The 19,071-nt window shown below is 74.6% G+C and carries 15 protein-coding genes; 6 read left to right on the top strand and 9 right to left on the bottom strand.

Features of this window, described 5'->3' with window-relative positions:
• Position 1: 1 nt before the first annotated feature.
• The 4 genes from QQS41_RS04680 to QQS41_RS04665 are packed head-to-tail and all read right to left on the bottom strand — an operon-like array spanning position 2 to position 6,507.
• Positions 2 to 3,514: a cobaltochelatase subunit CobN gene (locus QQS41_RS04680; protein WP_448851499.1), complete on the bottom strand. Its 3,513-nt coding sequence runs from the start codon at positions 3,512 to 3,514 to the stop codon at positions 2 to 4.
• Positions 3,501 to 4,436: an ABC transporter substrate-binding protein gene (locus QQS41_RS04675; protein WP_448851498.1), complete on the bottom strand. Its 936-nt coding sequence runs from the start codon at positions 4,434 to 4,436 to the stop codon at positions 3,501 to 3,503. Before QQS41_RS04675 ends, QQS41_RS04680 begins: the two co-directional genes overlap by 14 nt.
• The gene (locus QQS41_RS04670) at positions 4,433 to 5,380 is read right to left on the bottom strand and encodes a heme ABC transporter ATP-binding protein (protein WP_448851497.1); all 948 of its coding nucleotides are present in this window, start codon (positions 5,378 to 5,380) and stop codon (positions 4,433 to 4,435) included. Before QQS41_RS04670 ends, QQS41_RS04675 begins: the two co-directional genes overlap by 4 nt.
• The gene (locus QQS41_RS04665) at positions 5,377 to 6,507 is read right to left on the bottom strand and encodes a FecCD family ABC transporter permease (protein ID WP_448851496.1); all 1,131 of its coding nucleotides are present in this window, start codon (positions 6,505 to 6,507) and stop codon (positions 5,377 to 5,379) included. Before QQS41_RS04665 ends, QQS41_RS04670 begins: the two co-directional genes overlap by 4 nt.
• Positions 6,508 to 6,555: 48 nt before the next feature.
• Between QQS41_RS04665 and QQS41_RS04660 the strand changes: the two genes are divergently transcribed.
• Both QQS41_RS04660 and QQS41_RS04655 read left to right on the top strand, forming a co-directional pair.
• A complete protein-coding gene (locus QQS41_RS04660; RefSeq protein WP_448851495.1) occupies positions 6,556 to 7,413 on the top strand; it encodes a bifunctional methylenetetrahydrofolate dehydrogenase/methenyltetrahydrofolate cyclohydrolase in 858 nt (285 codons plus the stop codon).
• On the top strand, positions 7,299 to 7,865 hold the full coding sequence (locus QQS41_RS04655) for a DUF3017 domain-containing protein (protein WP_448851979.1): 567 nt from the start codon (positions 7,299 to 7,301) through the stop codon (positions 7,863 to 7,865). The genes QQS41_RS04660 and QQS41_RS04655 overlap by 115 nt, the downstream gene beginning before the upstream one ends.
• Before the next feature lie 266 nt (positions 7,866 to 8,131).
• Here QQS41_RS04655 and QQS41_RS04650 read toward each other — a convergent pair whose 3' ends face one another.
• Both QQS41_RS04650 and QQS41_RS04645 read right to left on the bottom strand, forming a co-directional pair.
• Entirely contained in the window at positions 8,132 to 9,955 is a 1,824-nt protein-coding gene (locus tag QQS41_RS04650; RefSeq protein ID WP_448851978.1) for a DUF2920 family protein, read from the bottom strand.
• Positions 9,956 to 10,012: 57 nt separating this feature from the next.
• The gene (locus QQS41_RS04645) at positions 10,013 to 10,801 is read right to left on the bottom strand and encodes a TetR/AcrR family transcriptional regulator (protein ID WP_448851494.1); all 789 of its coding nucleotides are present in this window, start codon (positions 10,799 to 10,801) and stop codon (positions 10,013 to 10,015) included.
• 137 nt (positions 10,802 to 10,938) lie between these two features.
• On the opposite strand from QQS41_RS04645, the gene QQS41_RS04640 reads away from it, so the two are divergent.
• From QQS41_RS04640 to QQS41_RS04625, 4 genes are all read left to right on the top strand, one after another.
• Positions 10,939 to 12,468: a flavin monoamine oxidase family protein gene (locus QQS41_RS04640; protein WP_448851493.1), complete on the top strand. Its 1,530-nt coding sequence runs from the start codon at positions 10,939 to 10,941 to the stop codon at positions 12,466 to 12,468.
• Between the two features lie 16 nt (positions 12,469 to 12,484).
• Positions 12,485 to 13,387, top strand: a complete 903-nt coding sequence (locus tag QQS41_RS04635) for a universal stress protein (protein WP_448851492.1) — start codon at positions 12,485 to 12,487, stop codon at positions 13,385 to 13,387.
• Entirely contained in the window at positions 13,380 to 14,456 is a 1,077-nt protein-coding gene (locus QQS41_RS04630; RefSeq protein ID WP_448851491.1) for an APC family permease, read from the top strand. The genes QQS41_RS04635 and QQS41_RS04630 overlap by 8 nt, the downstream gene beginning before the upstream one ends.
• A 139-nt stretch (positions 14,457 to 14,595) precedes the next feature.
• On the top strand, positions 14,596 to 15,984 hold the full coding sequence (locus QQS41_RS04625; protein ID WP_448851490.1) for an NAD-dependent succinate-semialdehyde dehydrogenase: 1,389 nt from the start codon (positions 14,596 to 14,598) through the stop codon (positions 15,982 to 15,984).
• A 151-nt stretch (positions 15,985 to 16,135) separates the two neighbouring features.
• Here the strand turns inward: QQS41_RS04625 and metX are convergent, their stop codons facing one another.
• The 3 genes from metX to QQS41_RS04610 all read right to left on the bottom strand — a co-directional run bounded on the left by metX (position 16,136) and on the right by QQS41_RS04610 (position 19,025).
• Positions 16,136 to 17,260: a homoserine O-acetyltransferase MetX gene (gene metX / locus QQS41_RS04620; protein WP_448851489.1), complete on the bottom strand. Its 1,125-nt coding sequence runs from the start codon at positions 17,258 to 17,260 to the stop codon at positions 16,136 to 16,138.
• A gap of 125 nt (positions 17,261 to 17,385) precedes the next feature.
• Entirely contained in the window at positions 17,386 to 17,658 is a 273-nt protein-coding gene (locus QQS41_RS04615) for a hypothetical protein (protein ID WP_448851488.1), read from the bottom strand.
• 44 nt (positions 17,659 to 17,702) lie between these two features.
• Positions 17,703 to 19,025 (bottom strand): O-acetylhomoserine/O-acetylserine sulfhydrylase, encoded by a 1,323-nt coding sequence (locus QQS41_RS04610; protein WP_448851977.1) that lies wholly within the window; start codon positions 19,023 to 19,025, stop codon positions 17,703 to 17,705.
• Positions 19,026 to 19,071: the final 46 nt, after the last annotated feature.

Here is a 19,071-nt window from a genome sequence, read left to right as displayed (position 1 = left end):
GTCATCCGATTCCCTCCAGTGTGGCGTCGAGCCGGTCGGCGACGTCCGCCAGCCGGTCCAGCATGTCGTCGTCCGCGTCCCACAGGCCCCGGTCGGCGGCCTCCATGAGGCGTTCGGCCATGGACGCGGCGGCGGCCGGGTTGACCGCCTCGAATTCCGCGAGGACGTCGTCGTCCAGCAGGAACGTCTCGGCGGCGCGGTCGAAGACGCGGCCGTCGACGGCGTCGGCGGTGGCGGCGAAGCCGAAGGTGTTCTCCAGCCGGGTGCGGATCATCGCCGCGCCCTGGTAGCCGTGCTCCAGCTGCGCCCGCCACCAGCGGGGGTTGAGCAGCCGGGTGCGGGACTCCACGCGCATCGCCTCGTCGAGGCCCTCGACGACGGGGTGGTGGGCCCACGCGTGGTTCACCATCGTCCGCGGCTTGCGGCCGGTGAGCGTTTCGACGGCCGCCGCCGTGCCGCCGAGGAACTCGAAGTAGTGGTCGACGCCGGCGAGCGAGATCTCGGCGGAGTCGACGTTCTGGAACGCCGCGTCGACCCGCGACATCGTCGACCGGAGCAGCGCCCGCCGCTCCGCGCCGGCGAGGTCGGCGCCCCACGCGTGGCCCATCCGGTGCAGGTACACGTCGGCGAGGTCCTCCCGCCCGTCCCACTGGGAGCCCTGCACCAGCTTGTTGACGCCGGTGCCGTACTCGCCGGGCGCCGCCGACCAGATGCGCGTCGCGGCGTCGCGCGGGTCGAGCCCCAGCTCGCCGGCCTGCTCGCGGGCGTGGGCGGCGAGCGGGTTGACGTCGTCGGGCTCGTCGAGCAGCGCGATCTCGCGGATGGCGCGGTCGAGCAGCTCCAGCGGTCCGGAGAACAGGTCGCGGCCGACGCCGGAGACGGTGCACGTCACGTCGACGCGCGGCCGGCCGAGCTCCTCCGGCGCGAGGATGCGGTAGCGGTCGACGCGCCCGCGCGGCCCGGTGACGGCCTCCGCGCCGATGAGGCGGAACGCCTGGGCGATGCCCTCGCCGGAGGTCTTGACGTTGTCCATGCCCCAGATGACCATCGCCACCTGCCGCGGCGGGGTGCCCTCCTCCTCCGTGAGCTTCGCGACGAGCTCGTCGGCGACCCGCGCCCCGCGCGCCATCGCCGTCGGGGTGGGCGTCGCGGCGGGGTCGACGCCGTGGGTGTTGCGCCCCGTCGGCAGCGCCGCGGGGTTGCGGGCGGGCTCCCCGCCGGGGGCGGGGTCGACGTGCCCGCCGGCCAGGGCGCGCGCGAGGCCGGCGGTTTCGGCGGAGGAGGTGAGCAGCTCGTGGAGCTCCCGCAGGTGGCGCCACCAGCGGATGGCCTCCGGCGTCCGGGCGGCGGAGGCGTCGCCCGCCACCGCGGCTTCGCAGAACCGCCGCAGCCGCTCCTCGCCCTCCTCCGAGTCGGCGCCGAGGTGGTCGTGCAGCGGCTCCGCGCCCTCGATGGGGTAGGTGGCGGCCTGCTGCAGGATGCGCAGCGTCCGGTCGGCGGGGATCGGCTCGCCGAGGACGTGCAGTCCGATGGGGATGGGCGTGCGCCGGATGCGCTCCACGGCGGCGGCGACGTCGGCGGCGAGGTCCGCCCACGCCGCGCCGTCGTCACGCGCGGGCACCGCGAACTCGGTGAGGTCGGCACGGTCCATCGCCGCGGCGAGGTCGCCCGCCAGCGCCGGGTCGTGGGCGCCGGCCTCCAGCAGCGCCCGGGTCAGCTGCGCGACCTCGTCGAGCGCGCCGGGCAGCCCCGCGTCGTCCAGCATCGGCGTGAGGTAGCTGACCAGCTGGGCGAACGACCGCCGCTTCGCGATGGTCCCCTCCGCCGGGTTGCTCATCGCGTACAGGTACGCGTGCGGCGCCGACCCGGTGAGGACGACCGGCCAGTCCGCCGGCCGCAGGCCCGTGCCCCGGCCCGGCATGAACTCCAGCGCCCCGTGGGTGCCGAAGTGCAGCATCACGTCGTGGCCGAACACCCGGTCCAGCCACAGGTAGTAGGCGGCGAAGGAGTGGCTGGGGGAGGAGTGCTCCGCCATCAGCACGTTCAGCGGGTCGGCGAGGTCGCCGAAGCTCGGCTGCACGCCGACGACGACGTTGCCGAACCGCGCGCCCCGGATCACCATGTCCCGGCCCGTGGTGTCGACCGCGCCGGGCAGCCGGCCCCACAGCGCCGCGATGTCGTCCGCCCGGTCCCCGATCGCCGCCGCGTACTCATGCGCCGGCCACAGCGCCAGCGTCGACGACGCCGACCGGAAGCCGCCGCCGTCGGCGCCGACGACCCGATCGACGATCTCCTCCGCCGTGTCCGGCACCTCCACGTCGTGGCCCGACTCCCGCAGGGCGACGAGCGTGTTGCGCAGCGACCGGAACACGTCCAGGTGCGACGCCGTGCCGACGGTGCCGTCCGCGTCGTGGCCGAAGATCGTGATGGAGATGCGGCGCTGCCCCGGCGGGGTCGCCCGCAGGCGCAGCGTCCGCGCGACGCGGTCGGCGAGCAACTCCACCGACTCCGCCACGGGCTGCAGCGCCCCGCCGTCGTCGCGGCCGCAGAACACCCACGGCGCGATGGCCCCCTCGAACTCCGGGATCGCGATGTTCATGGACACCTGCGACGGCGTCAGCTGCGCCGTCGCCGGGTCCTCCCACGTCGCCAGCGGCGTGCGCTGCAGCGGGACGGGGGTGAGGATCTGGGCGTCGTGCCCCCGCGCCAGCGCCACGCCGTCCTCCAGCCGCGGGTCCGCATGGGAGCCGCGCAGCGTGAATCCGGTGAGGTTCAGCCACAGGGCGTGGTCCGGCGCGTCCTCGTCGCCCGGGTCGCCGATCCACGTGTCGGGCTCGACGCCGCGGGCCCGCAGCGCGTCGACGACCGCCGCCAGCGGGGCGACGTCGCCCGCCGCCACCTGGTACGCCGACGCGACGACGCCGCACCGGAACTCCGGCTCCGCCAGCGGTTCGCCGTGGCGCCAGAGCCCCGACGGCCGGTCGTCCGGCAGGTCGCCCGGGTCCGGGCCCGCCCCGAGGGCGTGGCCCGCCAGCAGGAACGCGTGCCGCAGGCCCGCCGGGCTCAGCCGCCGCAGCGCCGCCTCCGCCCGCTCCCGCAGCCCGCGGCGCTCCATGCCGCGCGACAGGGGCCGCAGCTCCGGCGCCGTCGGCATGCCGCACAGCACCACCGCGGGCGCCCCCGGTCGGCCGGGGTCCAGCAGCGGTGCGACGACCGCCGCCTCCTCCGGCGTCTGCAGGCCCTGGACGACGATCGCGTCGGCCCCGTCCGCCCCCTCGACCCCGTCCGGGCCGAGCGTCGCGTGGACGACCTCCACCGGGTCGCCGCCCATCAGGCCCAGCGCCCGGTCGAGGACCATCGCGACGGAGCCGCCGAAGCCCAGCGCCGCGACGCGGGGGCGGGTGGCGGCGTCGGCGTCGGCGGGCGTGGCCGCGTCGGCGGATGCGGCGGCTTCGGGGGCTGCGGCGGCGCCGGCGGGGATTCCGGTCTCGGTGGCGTGGTCAGCGGATCGCATCGAGCATCTCCCCGTAGCCGCGGGCGAGGAACCGGCCGGACGAGGCCGAGATCAGGTTCGCCGGGATGGCCGTCACCGCGTCGTCGGCGATGGCCGGCACCTCCGCGGCGGCCGGGTTGCGCAGCACGTCGGCGAACGACTCCGCGCCGTCGCCGGTGCGGTCGACGAGGATGATGCGCTCCGGGTTGATGCGCCGGAGCATCTCCGCGTCGATGGACTGCGACTTGCCGATGCCCGCCGCCTCGACCGCCAGCGGCACGCCCGCGCGGCGCAGCAGATCGGAGGTGATGGAGTCGGGGCCCACCGCGTAGGTCTTGCCGGACAGCAGCATGAGGACCAGCGTCGACGGCTGGTCGCCGGTCGCCGGGTGCTCCCGGTCGGCGGCGTCGAGGCCGTCCTCCAGCTCGCGGACGATGTCGTCCGCGCGCTCCGGCTCGCCGAGGGCGTCGCCGATGGCGCGGTGGTTCGCGGCGATCTCGCCGACCGTCGCCCACTCGTTGTCGATGGGCAGGACGCGCACGCCCGCCTGCTCCAGCTGGGCGGCGGCGTCGCGCTCGCCGGTGTGCCGGCCGGTGACGACGACGAGATCGGGGTCGAGCGACAGCACCTGCTCGGGGTCGGGCGTCGCGCCGGGCGGCAGGACCGTGCCGACGGTCCGGGCGGCCTCCACGTGGTTGCCGTACGACGGGGTCGTCGAGGACTCGGGGACCGCGACCATCCGTTCGGGGCCCGCGATGTCGAGGACCGCCTCGGCGGCGTCGGTCGACAGCGCCGCGACCTTCCGCGGTTCCCCGTCGGAGGGGGCGGGGGAGGGAGCGCCGGCGGTCTCTCCGCCGGAGCAGCCGGCGAGCAGCAGCGCCGCGCCGAGGGCGGCGGCGCCGCGGAGGAGGCGCCGGCGGGGTGTGCGGTGCGGGGTCGTCATCGTTCGGTCCCTTCGTGTTCGGGAGTAGCGGGGTCGTGGTGCGGGGCGTCGTCCGGGGCGCGGCGCGCGGCGGGGTCCGGGGCGGACCCGGGGACGCCGGGGTGCGCCGCCAGCGCGGTCACGCGCGGCGCCCCCGTGTCCGGATCCTCCCGGACGGAGGCCCGCACGCGGTAGACCTCCTCCAGCAGCCCCGGCCGCAGCACCTCGCGCGGGGTGCCCGCGGCGCGGACGCGGCCGTCGCCCAGCAGGATGAGCCGATCGCAGAAGCGCGCCGCCTGGCTGAGGTCGTGGAGCACCGCGACGACGGCGCGGCCCTCGGCGGCGACCTCCCGCAGCAGGCTCAGGACCAGCAGCTCGTGGCGCAGATCCAGGGCGCTGACGGGCTCGTCGAGCAGCATCGCCGGGGTGTCCTGCGCCAGCGCCCGGGCGATGTGCGCGAGCTGCCGCTCGCCGCCGGACAGCGTCGGCACCGCCCGGTCGGCCAGGTGCGCGACGCCGACGCGGCGCATCGCCGCGGCGACGGCCGCGCGGTCCTCCTCCGACGGGCGGGACAGGCGGCCGATGCGGTGGTGGCGGCCGAACGCGACGACGTCGGCGACGGTGAAGTCGAAGTCCAGGGCCGTCTCCTGCGGCACCGTGGCGACGAGCGCCGCCCGCTTCGGCTCCCGCAGGGCGCGCAGGTCGCGGCCGGCGACCTCGACGGTGCCGCCCGCCCGGCGGTCGAGGCCCGCCAGCGCCCGCAGCAGCGTCGACTTGCCGGCGCCGTTGGGGCCGATGATGCCGGTGACCTCGCCGGGGGCGGCGTCGACGTCGGCGGCGTCGACGAGGACCCGCCCGTCGACGGCGACCGTGACGCCGCGGGCGCGCAGCCCGCCCCGGCCCGCGCCGGGCGCGCCGGGGCGCGGGGCGTCGTCACGCGAATCCCGGGCACCCGCGGCGCTCACGGCTCGAACCTCCGCGTCCGGCGGGTGCGCACCAGCAGCCACAGGAACACCGGGGAGCCGAGGAACGCGACGACGGAGCCGGTCTGCAGCACCACCGGGTCGAACAGCATCCGGGCGACGGTGTCCGCCGCCAGCAGGAACGCCGATCCCGCGAGGGCCGCCGACGGGAGCAGCAGCCGGTGGTCCGGGCCGAGCACGATGCGCACCAGATGCGGGACGACGAGGCCGACGAAGCCGATGATGCCGCTCACCGACACCGCCGTCGCCGTCAGCAGCGCGGTGACGCCGAGCGCCGCGGCGCGGGTGCGGCGCACGTCGACGCCGGCGGAGCGCGCGGCGGACTCGCCCATCATCATGACGTTGAGGTCCCGGGCCAGCAGGATGAGCACCGCCAGCGACACCAGGATCGGGCCGACGGCCACCGCCGCGTGCGACCACGTGCGGGCGACGAGGTCGCCGTTGAGCCAGAACGCGGCGCCGCGGATGTCCTCGTCGTCCGGGGCGTTCGCGATCGCGGCCGACGTGACGGCGCCGAGGAACGCGCTGATCGCGACGCCGACGAGCACCAGCATCGCCGGCCCGCCGCCGCGCACGGCCGCCACCGACTGCACCAGCGCCACCGTCGTGAGCGCCCCCGCGAACGCGCAGGCCGGCAGCACCCACGCGCCCGCCGCCGTCGCGCCGGTGACGATCGCCAGCACCGCCGCCGTCGCCGCGCCCGAGGAGACGCCGATGATGCCCGGGTCCGCCAGCGGATTGCGGAACACCGCCTGCATCACCGCGCCGGAGACCGCCAGCGCGGCGCCCACCAGCGCGGCGACCACCGCGCGCGGGAGGCGGATGTGCGTGACGACGGCCCCGTCCGGGATCGTCGCCGGATCCCCGCCGGAGACCAGCTCGCCGATGACGCGGACGACGTCGGCGGCCGGGACGCGGACGGGGCCGAGGGAGACGGCCGCGACGAGCAGCGCCGCCACGAGCGCGGCGAGCGCCGGCAGCGCGGCGGCGCGGAGGGCGCGGGCGGGGGAGCCGCCGGCCCGCCCCGCGCCGGCCCGCTCGGCACCGGCCGTCTCCGCCGGGCCCTGCTCCGGCGCGGCCCGCTCCTTGTTGAAAACCTTTTTCATCATCTTCTCCGGTGAGTGTACACCGCGGCCCCCTTTGCCATACTGGGGGACATGAGCGCGACGAAGCTGGACGGCAACCTGTATCGCGACGAGGTCTTCGAGGACCTCGCCTCGCGGGTGACGAAGCTGGCGGAGGCGGGCGTCACGCCCGGCCTCGCCACGGTCCTGGTCGGCGACGACCCGGGCAGCCACTCCTACGTGAAGATGAAGCACCGCGACTGCGAGAAGATCGGCATCCGCTCCATCCGCCGCGACCTCCCCGCGGAGACGACGCAGGAGGAGCTCGAGGCCGTCATCGCCGAGCTGAACGAGGACCCGGAGTGCACCGGCTACATCGTCCAGCTGCCGCTGCCGAAGCACCTCGACGAGAACCGCATCCTCGGCCTCATCGACCCGGAGAAGGACGCCGACGGCCTCCACCCGGTCAACCTCGGCAAGCTCGTGCTCAACGAGTCCGCCCCGCTGCCCTGCACCCCCAACGGCTGCATCCACCTGCTGCGCCGCTTCGGCGTCGAGCTGCCGGGCGCGAAGGTCGCCGTCATCGGCCGCGGCGTCACCGTCGGCCGCCCCATCGGCCTCATGCTCACCCGCCGCAGCGAGAACTGCACCGTCACCCTCTGCCACACCGGCACGAAGGACCTGGCGGCAGAGACACGCGACGCCGACATCATCATCGCCGCCGCCGGCAAGCCCCACATGCTCACCGCCGACATGGTGAAGCCGGGCGCGGCGGTCCTCGACGTCGGCGTCTCCCGCCTCGACGGCAAGCTCGCCGGCGACGTCCACCCCGACGTCTGGGACGTCGCGGGCTTCGTCTCCCCGAACCCGGGCGGCGTCGGCCCCCTGACCCGCGCCTTCCTTGTGCGCAACGTCGTCGAGCGCGCCGAGCGCCTCGCCGGCCTGAAGTAGGCCGCGGCCCGGCCCCGCGGCCCGGCCGCGGGCCCGCCGCATTCACGGCGCCGGCCGCGCCTTTCCCCGTCCCCGCACCCTGGAGCACCGCCATCCGCGAAACCGCACGGCGGGCACGCCCCGACGAGCTGCCCGATCCGAAGGTCAACCCGCACAGCCCTCCGCACTACCCGGGCGAGGGCTGGCCGCGGCGCGTTCAGCTGCTCCTGTTCGGGCTGCTGTTCTTCGGGCTCGGCGCCGCCGCCGTCTTCCTGGGGCTCGAGCGCTGGCGCCGGGCGACGTTCACCCTCGGCGCGACCATGATCTGGCTCGGCGTCCTGCGGCAGTGGCTGCCCGACTCCCTGCTCGGCGTGTTCTCCGTCCGCTCCCGGCGCTTCGACCTGTGGTTCTGCGGGCTCCTCGGCGCCGCGATGATCTTCCTCGCCGTCTCCGTCGACGCGCTCGGCAGCTGACGGCGGCGTTTTCCCGCCCCGCGCGGCCGTGCCCTTCCGGGCGCGGCCGCGTCATCGTGCGCGGCGCGCGCTCCTGTGCGCCGGAGCCGGCCGCGTCGTCACGCGCTTCCGCAGCTTCGCCCGTCGTCACGCGCTGCCGTCGCCCGCTCCGTCGCCACGCGACCCCGCCGAAACGGGGTCCCGTCCGCCGGAACCGCTCCGTCCGCGGGGCGCGGCAGGCCGTGCGTGACGACGGGCCCTGCGCGGGGAGGCGCCCGGCGCCGCCCCTAGCCCCCGAACCGCGCCAGGTCGGGCTCGCCGTCCAGCATCCCCAGCTCGCCGAGGAACCGCAGCATGGTCTCGGCGATGAGGCGCCGGTTGCGGGGCTTCGCGAACTTGTGGCCCTCGCCCGGCACGAGCAGCAGCTCGTTGTCGCGGCCGAGGTCGGCGAGGGCGTCGCGCATGCGGGTCGACTCGGCGGGCGGGACGTTGCCGTCCTCGGCGCCGTGGACGAACAGCACCGGCACGCGGATGTCGGGGGCGTGGGTGAGCGGGCTGATGGCGTCGAGCAGCTCGGCGTCGTGGATGGGGTAGCCGTACTTCGGGTACGCGGCGGACGCGAGCCACGGCTCGGTGGACTCGAAGTAGCTGCGGAAGCTGGTCATGCCGCAGGCGTCGACGACGCCGCGGAACACGCCCGGCTCCAGGGCGGCGGTCATGAGCGACAGGTAGCCGCCGTAGCTGCGGCCGGCGACGACGAGGCGATCGGGGTCGGCGATGCCCTCCTCGACGAGGAAGCGGGCGGCGTCGACGACGTCCTTGATGGCGGCGAAGCGCCCGTAGCGGTCGTCGGCGTGCAGGAACGCGCGGCCGGCGCCGGAGGAGCCGCGGATGTTCGGGGTGAACACGGTGACGCCGGAGTCGACGATGGCGGCGAGGATGTCGTGGTGCTCGGGGCGCGCCTGCCGCTCGGGGCCGCCGTGCAGGTGGATGAGCGTGGGCCGCGGGCCCTCCTCGCCGCGGGCGTCGTGGTACAGCCAGCCGGACAGCTCGAGTCCGTCGCGGGCGGCGAAGTGCACCAGCTCGGGGGCGTCGGCGTCCTGGGCGCGGCGCGCGATGGCGGCGGAGCGTTCGGCGTCGAGGGGCTCGAGGCGGCCGGCGCCGGTGCGGAGGATCTCGATGGTCTCCGGCACGTCGGGGCCCTCGACGGTGACGGCGATGAGGGAGCCGTCGCCGCTGATGGACAGGTCGGAGGCGACCATGGCGGGCAGGTCGGCGGCGCGGCGGCCGCGGACGCGCTGGCCGGGGCCGAGGGACAGGACCTCGAGGGAGGAGACGCCGCCGATGTTCCACAGCACGGCGGCGGTGGAGCAGTCGTCGGAGACGGCGAACTCGTCGACGTCGTTGTCGGCGCTGCCGATGATCTCCTCGGCCTCCGTCGACTCGCCGCGCACGGCGATGCGCAGGACGCGCCGCCGGTCGCCGCCGTGGTCCGTGACGACGAGCACCGCCAGGTCCTCGCCGGGGCCGCCGGGGAGGATGACGCCGTCCTCGGTCATGGCGCCGGGGTCGGGCGGCAGCAGCGGCAGCCACCGGCCGTCGGGGCTGACCAGCAGCAGCTCGCGGGAGCCGCGGGGACCGACGCGCATGAGGGCGTGGCCGGCGTGCGCGTCGACGAGGCGGGAGTCGGTGCGGCGGTCGAGGACGCGGACCGTGCCGCGGGCGGGGTCGACGAGGCGGGCCTCGGTCATGCCGTCGCCGGCGACGGCGTCCATGGCCAGGCGGTTGCCGTCCCAGGTGACCAGGCTGGCCTTGGCGTCGCCCTCCATGCGCAGGGGGCGGGCGCCGGGGACGGCGGGGTCGGTGGAGACGATCCACGTCTCCAGCCGCTCGGAGCCGCGCGGCGAGATCTCGCAGGCGATCCAGGCGCCGTCGGGGGAGTGCTCGACGCGGGTGACGGGGCCCTCGGCGGGCAGGACGACGTCGCGTTCGGCGGCGACGTCGCCGTCCTCGATCTGGGCCTGGACGGCGCGCGGGTAGCCGCCGTCGCGGACGATGTAGGCGATCGCGCGGCCGTCGGGCGACAGGGAGGAGCCGTAGGTCGGTCGCATGGTGGCGTTCGGGCGCATGGGAGGGGATCGTAGGCGGCGGGCGCGCGCGGCGGGCCGCTACCTCCGGATGAGGGCCTCCACGCGGGCGACGAGGGCGTCGAGCCCCCACTCGAACGGCTCGTCGGCGTAGGGGTTGGCGGGGGCCTCCGCGTCGCGCGGATCGTGCGCGTCGTCCGGGGCCGCGCCGCCATCGTGCTTTGCGACGGGACCCGCGCCCGGGGCGTCGTCACGCGCGGCGGCCGCGTCCGCGTCGACCCGCCGCGTGAACGCGGCGAGGGACCCCTGGAACGCGGGGACGGGATCGCCCGGCGCCGACTGGAAGATGGTGGCGGGGGCGTGGACGTCGATGGCGGAGCCGAAGAGGAAGGACTCGAAGGCGACGATGACGGGGACGACGCGGTCCTCCGGCACGCCCGCGGCGCGCAGGCCCGCGGCGACGGCCTCGTACATCCGCAGCGTCAGCGGCGCGGAGGCGACGGGCACCGTCGCGATGAACGGCACGAGGTCGGGGTGGCGGGAGACGACGGAGCGGTAGGAGCGGCCCCACCGGCGCAGCGCCTCCCCGGCGCCGAGCTCGCCGGCGGCGAGCGCCTCCATCGGGGCGACGTCGACGCGCGACATGATCGCGTCCTGGATGATGAGCTCCAGCTCCGCGCGGCCGTCGACGTGGTTGTACAGCGCGGACGCGGCGACGCCGAGCCGGCGGGCGAGGCGCGCCATGGTGAGCGCCTGCAGGCCGCCCTCGTCCACCAGGGACAGGGCGGCCGCGGCGATCTTGCCGCGGTCGAGGACCGGCCGGGGGGGACGGCCGGCTCCGCGGCGTCTCCGGGGCTGCTGGTCGGTCACGGCGCAGAGTGTAACGCCCCCGTAAAAGATCCGGACGCAAACCCGCCGCCGGGCGGAAAGACGTTGACGGGGGAAGCGCGGGGGGGAATACGGTCGGAGAAACTAATCCGGTTCATTTTCAGGAAAGGTGACCTCACATGACCCAGAACGACACCGCCTCCGACCTGCCCCGCGCGTTCGCGGACCTGCCCGTCGTCGAGCGCGACGTCGTCGTCATCGGAGCCGGCCCCGCCGGCCTGACCGCCGCCCACACCCTGAAGAAGGCCGGCCGCTCCGTGGCCGTCCTCGAGGCCCGCGACCGCGTCGGCGGCCGCACCTGGTCCGGCCGCGTCGCCGGCCAGGACGGCAAGGAGCACTTCATCGAGATCGGCGGCCAGTGGATCTCCCCCGACCAGACCCGCCTGAAGGCCATGGTCGAGGAGCTCGGCCTGACGACGTTCCCCCGCTACCGCGAGGGCAAGTCCGTCTACCTGTCCCCGGACGGCACCCGCCACGTGTACGAGGGCGACGACATGCCGCTGTCCCCGGAGACGGCGGAGGCCGTCGAGAAGCTCATCGAGGTCATGAACGGCGTGGCCGCCGAGGTCGGCGCCACCGAGCCGTGGGCCGCCGAGCACGCCGCCGAGCTCGACGCCGTCAGCTTCCGCGACTTCCTCGGCCGCCACACCGACGACCAGGAGGCCATCGCGCTGGTGTCGTCGTTCATCTCCTCCGGCATGCTCACGAAGCCGCCGCACACCTTCTCCGCCCTGCAGGCCGGCCTCATGGCCGCCTCCGCCGGCTCCTTCGACAACCTCGTCGACGAGGACTTCATCCTCGACGAGCGCGTCGCCGGCGGCATGCAGTCCGTCTCCCTGGCCCTGGCGGAGCGCGTCGGCGACGACGACCTCTTCCTCGGCTCCCCGGTCCGCCGCCTCGACTGGGGCAACCCGGACCCGGACACCGCCGACGAGCTGAACGGCGTCGCCGCCGACCTGCGCAACGGCGTCCCCAACGACGGCGAGCCGGGCGAGGTCGTCGCCTACTCCGACACCGTCGTCGTCCGCGCCCGCGCCGCCGTGCTCGCCGTGCCGCCGAACCTGTACGCCCGCATCCAGTACGTCCCGGCGCTGCCGCGTACCCAGCACATCGCCCACCAGCACATCTCCATGGGCCTGGTCATCAAGGTCCACGCCGTCTACGAGACCCCGTTCTGGCGCGAGGACGGCCTGTCCGGCACCGGCTTCGGCGGCGACCGCCTGGTCCCCGAGGTCTACGACAACACCAACTACGACGAGAACCTCACCGGCGGCTCCGCCGACGCCGAGGACCCGAACGGCACCCTCGTCGGCTTCGTCTCCGACGTGTACGCCGAGAAGATGTGGGCCCTGCCGAAGGAGGAGCGCGAGGCCGCGATCCTCGAGGACATCGCCCGCTACCTCGGCCCGAAGGCCAAGGAGCCCATCGCCTTCTACCTGTCCGACATGGCCGCCGAGGAGTGGACCCGCGGCGCCTACGCCACCAGCTACGACCTGGGCGGCCTGAGCCGCTGGGGCCACCTGCAGAACGTCCCGGTCGGCCCGATCCACTTCGCCTGCTCCGACATCGCCGCCGAGGGCTACCAGCACGTCGACGGCGCCGTCCGCCAGGGCGAGAAGGCCGCCGAGGACATCCTGGGCCGGCTCTGAGGACGGGGGACAGCGCATGACGACGACGATCCTGGTCGGCTACACCGCCACCGCCACCGGCCGCGACGCCCTCAACCTGGGCATCGCCCTGGCCCGGCACACCGACTGCGAGCTGCGCATCGCCATGGTCGCCCCGCAGGACGACTACTACGGCATCAGCGCGCACGGCATCGGCCTGCCCTACGACGCCACGTTCCCCGCCATCCTGCACCGGCAGATGACGGAGTGGCTCGACGAGTCGCTGGCGGAGATCCCCGACGACGTGCCGGCGACCGCCGGGATCGTCGGCGCCCCCACCGATCACGAGGGGCTGCTGCTGGCCGCCGAAAAGACCGGCGCGTCGTGCATCGTCATCGGCTCCCGCGGCGGCGGGCTGCTGCGCAGCGTCGCGCTCGGCTCGGTCGCCCGCGAGCTGCTGCGCACGTCGACGAAGCCCGTGGTGCTGGCGCCGGCGGGCTACCGCCGCCACGGCCGCATCGGCCGCTACACGGCGATGGCCGGCCGCCGCGAGGGCGCCGCCGACGTGCTGCGCATCGCCCTCGACCACGGCCGCACCGGCACCCGCCCGCTGCGCTTCGCGACGCTGGAGATGCCCGACTCGCCGAAGGAGCCCGACGGCATCCTCGGCGTCGCCCGCCGCGTCGGCGACGACCGGCTCATCGCCGACGTCGAGGCGGCGCTCGCCGACGGCTCCGCCGTCGAGGTCGTCGCCCGCGGCCGCACCATCGAGGACGCCGCCCGCTCGCTCGAGTGGGGCGAGGGCGGCATGGTCATCCTCGGCTCCGCCCGCGTCGCCCCGCGGGGCCGCCTGTCCCTCGGCCGCGTCGCCGCCCGCATGCTCAAGCAGCTGCCGGTGCCGGTGCTCGTCGTGCCGGCGGGCGCGGGCGACTCCCGCAGGGAGGACGCGGCCGATGACTGAGCGCGCGAACGTGACGGCCGTGCCGCGGCCGGGCTCCGGTCCGGGCGCCGTCCCGACCCCGGTGCTGGTCATCTTCCAGCTGCTGGTCCTCGGCGGCTTCGCCGCGGCGGCGCTGTGGCAGGCGTCGAAGGGGGACGGCTTCGACCCGACCCCGGTGTCGTGGCAGTGGTTCAGCCCGTTCGACCTGCCGGACTTCTCCACCGTCGCCGCGGGCGTGTCCCTGTCCATCTTCATGTTCTGGGGCTGGGACGCGACGCTGACGCTCAACGAGGAGACGAAGGACCCGCACCACACCCCGGGGCGGGCGTCCACCATCGTCTGCCTGGTCATCATCGCCGCCTACGTCGTGTGCGCCCTCGGCGTCATCGTGTGGGCGGGCACGGGCGACACCGGCCTCGGCGCCGGCAACCCGGAGAATCAGGAGTCCATCTTCGCGGCGCTGTCCGGCCCGATCCTCGGCCCCTTCGCCATCCTGATGTCCATCGCCATCCTCGGCTCGTCGTTCGCGTCGCTGCAGTCGACGATGCTGTCGCCGTCGCGCACCATGCTGGCGATGGGCTACTACGAGGCGCTGCCGCCGTGGTTCTCCCGCATCAGCCGCCGCTTCCGCACCCCGTCGACGTCGACCGTCGTCTCCGCGGTGGCCGCGGGCGCCTTCTACTCGGTGACCCGCCTCATCTCGGAGAACGCCCTGCGGGACGCCATCGCGGCGCTGGGCCTGATGATCTGCTTCTACTACGGCATCACCGCCCTGGCCTGCGTCTGGTACTCCCGCCGGGAGCTGTTCGTCTCCGTCCGCGCCGTCGTCTTCCGGCTGGTGTGCCCGCTGCTCGGCGGCGTCTCCCTGCTGGTGATGCTGGCGAAGACGACCGTCGACTCCATCGATCCCGACTACGGCTCGGGCAACTCGTTCCTGGGCATCGGCACCGTGTTCATCCTCGGCGTCGGCATCCTGCTGCTCGGCGTGGCGCTGATGCTGTGGACCCGCTGGCGTCACCCGCGGTTCTTCCGCGGCGAGACCCTGGCATCCGAGGGCAGCCACGAGGACACTGAGGGTGCGGGCGTCTGAGGCGCATCCCGCGCAGAAGCCGCCCAACCGCATAGACCCCACAACCGCATAACACCGACAACCGCATAGAACGACCGGCACGATCGCAACCGACCCGCCGCCGCCCGCACCGGGCGCCCGGCGGAAGGAGAGGAATCACATGACCGCCACCCCGTACCGCTCCATCGAGCCCGCCACCGGCGAGACCTCCAAGGAGTACGGCTTCACCACCGACGCCCAGATCGAGGAGGCGCTCGTGGCCGCCGGCGAGGCGTTCGCGGAGTGGCGCGCCCGCCCGATGTCGGAGCGCGCCGCCATCGTCGGCAAGGTCGCCGACCTGTTCAAGGAGCGGGCCCAGGAGCTCGGCGAGCTGGCGACGAAGGAGATGGGCAAGCCCATCGGCGAGTCCGCCGGCGAGGCCGACTTCTGCGGCGACATCTTCCGCTACTACGTCGACAACGGCGAGAAGCTGACGCAGGACCTGGTCCTGGCGGAGGACGAGGACGGCCGCACCGTCGTCGAGAGCCGCCCGCTGGGCGCGCTGCTCGGCATCATGCCGTGGAACTACCCCTTCTACCAGGTCGCCCGCTTCGCGGCCCCGAACCTGGTGCTGGGCAACGTCATCCTGCTGAAGCACGCGGAGTCCGTCCCGGGCTGCGCCGAGGCCATCCAGAAGATCATGGACGACGCGGGCGTGCCGGAGGGCGTGTACCGCAACATCTTCGCCGACCACTCCCAGATCTCGACCATCATCGAGGACCCGCGCGTCCAGGGCGTCTCCCTCACGGGTTCGGAGCGCGCCGGCGCCGCGGTCGCGGAGCAGGCCGGCCGCGCCCTGAAGAAGGTCGTGCTGGAGCTCGGCGGCTCCGACCCGTACGTCATCCTTTCCTCCGACGACCCGCGCGAGGCGGCCCGCACCGCGCTGACCGTCCGCCTGGAGAACACCGGCCAGGCGTGCAACTCCAACAAGCGCCTCATCGTCATGGACGACGTGTACGAGGAGTTCGTCGACGAGCTGGTCAAGCAGGTCTCCGCGCTGGAGCCGGGCGACCCGCTGAAGGGCGGCGAGGGCACCTTCGGCCCGATGTCCTCCGAGGGTGCGGCGAAGACCATCGTCGACCAGATCGAGCGAGCGAAGGCCGCGGGCGCGACCGTCCACGTCGGCGGCGAGCGCCTGGATCGCCCGGGCTTCTGGGTCTCCCCGGCCGTCGTCACGGACGTGCCGCGCGACTCGGACGTCCACCGCGAGGAGTTCTTCGGCCCGGTCGCGACGGTCTACCGCGTCTCCTCCGACGAGGAGGCCCTGGAGCTGGCCAACGACACCCAGTACGGCCTGGGCGCCACGGTCTTCGCCGTGGAGGAGGGCCGCGCCGAGGCGGTCGCCGACAAGATCGACTCCGGCATGGTCGGCGTCAACGGCTCCGCCCCGGAGGCGGAGGACATGCCGTTCGGCGGCGTGAAGCGCTCCGGCTACGGCCGCGAGCTCGGCCCGCTGGGCATGGACGAGTTCGTCAACAAGCGCCTGGTCCACGTCGCCAAGCGCAAGTAACCGCGGGTCGCGGCGGGGCACCGCCGCGTGATGCGTGACGACGGCCCCCGCCTCCGGTCATCCGGAGGCGGGGGCCGTTCGCCGTTCCGGGCCTCCGCGCGGCGCGGAGTGCGCGTGACGGCGGGAACCCGGGCAGGCGGCCGTCGTCGGGTCACTCCGCCGGCGAGCAGCCCGCCGTGAACTCGCGGACGACGTCGTCCATCTGGTCGAACTCGGTGAGGAAGCCGTCGTGGCCCGTCGGCGACTCGATGCGGCGCAGGCCGAGGGAGTTGCCGAGGTTGCGGGCCAGGTGCTCCTGCTGGTGGTACGGGTACAGGATGTCCGTGTCGACGCCGACGACCATCGTCGGCACCGTCGACGCCGCCAGCGCGTCGCTCATCCCGCCGCGGCCGCGGCCGATGTCGTGCCGGTTGAGCGTGTCGGTGAGGATGACGTAGCTGCCCGCGTCGAAGCGCTTCGCCAGCTTCACCGCCTGGTGGTCGAGGTAGCTCTCCACCTGGAAGCGGTCGCCGTCGCGGTACGGGCCCAGCGGGTTCTCGCCGGGCTGGGCGGTCGCGCCGAAGCGGTCGTCCATCTCCAGCTCGCCGCGGTAGGTGAGGTGGGCGACGCGCCGCGCGAAGCCGAGGCCGCGGTCGGGGGCGCGGCCGGTGCCGTGGTAGTCGCCGCCGTTCCAGTCGGGGTCGTTCTCGATGAACTGGATCTGGGCGCTCTGGATGCCGATCTGCCAGGCGCTCGCCCGGGCGGACACCGCGATGACCAGTGCCCGGCCGACCTCGTCGGGGTGCATGAGCGTCCACTCGAGGGCGCGGGCGCCGCCGAGGGAGCCGCCGATGACGGCCGCCGGGCGCTCGATGCCGAGCTCCCGCAGCGCCATCCGCTCCACCGTCACGGTGTCACGGACGGAGATGGCGGGGAAGCGGGAGCCCCAGTAGCCGCCGTCCGGGTGCTCCGACGACGGGCCGGTCGTGCCGCGGCAGCCGCCGATGACGTTGGTGCAGATGATGCACCACCGGTCGGTGTCCAGGGCCCGGCCGGAGCCGATCATGCCGTTCCACCAGCCCTCGGTCGGGTGCGCGTCGTCGCGCGGACCGGAGGCGTGGGCGTCGCCGGTCAGGGCGTGCTCCAGCACGATGACGTTCGACGCGTCCGCGTTCAGCCGTCCCCATCGTTCGTAGGCGACGACGACGTCGGGGATGGTCGCGCCGGCCTCCGTGACGACGTCGCCGATGCGGACGGCGCCGGGCTGGCCCTCGGGCGGGAATGCGGGTCGGCTCATGTGTTGAAGACTACTCGGTACGGTGCGGGGTTCGCGGGCCGGGCGGGCCGGGGACGCCCGCGCCCCGCCTCCCGCGGGGGAGCGGGGTGCGGGGCGGGGGAGGGGACGGGGCCGGGGCCCGCGCGCTACTCGACGTTGAACGAGTAGCTGCCGGTCAGCCCGTTGTGGATGACGACGGAGTAGCTCTGCTCGTTGGCGATCGCCCCGTCCACGAGGGTCCGCAGCTCCACGGCGTTGTAGTAGCGGCTGAGGCCCAGGTAGAGCAGCAGCAGGAGGAACAGGCCGACCACGACGATCGCGGTGAGCGTCAGGGGCGCCCCGGCACGCGCGCGGTTCGCGTGCGCGCCGTCCCCCGCCCCGTCGTCGAGCGCCGCTCCTCCGCCGTCCGTCGTCGCCATCGGTTCCGTCGTCCTCCCGTCTCCGTCGTCGTGCGGTTCGCAGCCTAGCGGCCGACGGCCGCGAACGCCTGCTCCAGGTCGGCGATGATGTCGTCGACGTTCTCGATGCCGACCGCCAGGCGCACGGTGGCCTGGGAGACGCCGGCGCGGGCGAGGCCCTCCTCGTCGGACTGGGAGTGCGTCGTGCTGGCGGGGTGGACGACGAGCGAGCGGACGTCGCCGATGTTCGCGAGGTTGGAGTGGAGCTTCAGCGCGTCGATGAACGCCCAGGCCTCGTCGCGGCCGGCGTCGGCCAGGTCGAAGGCGACGACGGCGCCGGCGCCGGCGAGGCCCAGCTTCTCCTGCGTCGCGTGCCACGGGGAGGACTCCAGGCCGGCGTAGCTGACGGACGCGACGCCGTCGCGGCCCGCCAGGTACTCGGCGACGGCCTGCGCGTTGGCGTTGTGCTGGCGGATGCGCAGGGCGAGGGTGTCCAGGCCCTGGGCCAGGATCCAGGCGTTGAACGGGGCCGGGGCGGCGCCGGTGTCGCGCAGGATGCCGGCGCGGGCGCGCAGCGCGAAGGCGGGGGCGCCGAGGTCGGCGAACTTCAGGCCGTGGTACGCCGGGTCCGGCTCGGTGAAGTTGGGGAAGAGGTCGCGGCCGTCGCGCTGCGTCGTCCAGTCGAACGTGCCTCCGTCGACGAGGACGCCGCCGAGGGCGGAGCCGTTGCCGGTGAGGTACTTCGTGGTGGAGGCGACGACCAGGTCGGCGCCGTGCTCCAGCGGGCGCAGCAGCGCCGGGGTGGCGACGGTGTTGTCGACGATGAGCGGCACGCCGTTGCGGTCGGCGACGTCGGCGATGACGGGGACGTCGAGGATGTCGCACTGCGGGTTGGCGATGGACTCCGCGTAGAACGCCACGGTCTCCGGGCGGACGGCGGCCTGCCACGACTCCGGGTCGTCGGCGTCCTCCACGAAGGTGGAGGTGATGCCCAGGCGGGGGAGGGTGACCTTGAACAGGGTCTCGGTGCCGCCGTAGAGGCGCGGGGAGACGACGATGTGGTCGCCGGCGCGCGCGAGCGTGAGGATCGCGGCGGTCTCCGCGGCCATGCCGGAGGCGAACAGAACCGCGGCGACGCCGCCCTCCAGGGACGCGAGCCGCTGCTCCACCGCGTCGACCGTCGGGTTGGTCAGGCGGGTGTAGATGGGGCCCGGGTCGGAGAGGTTGAAACGGTTGGCCGCGTGCTCCGCCGAGTCGAACACGTACGACGACGTGTTGTAGATGGGCAGGTTGCGGGCCTTCGTCTGCTCGTCGGGCGTCTGGCCGACGTGGATGGAGCGGGTCTCGAGGGCCCAGCCGTCGGCGGCGGAGTTGTCGTAGCGGGTCATGTCGTCCTCGGTGGTCGGGGTGCGTTCGTCTCGGACCACCCTAATG

Source organism: Corynebacterium sp. 335C (assembly GCF_053525695.1).
Note: the sequence above shows the minus strand (reverse complement) of the source record. Positions and strands in the feature narration are given on the sequence as shown.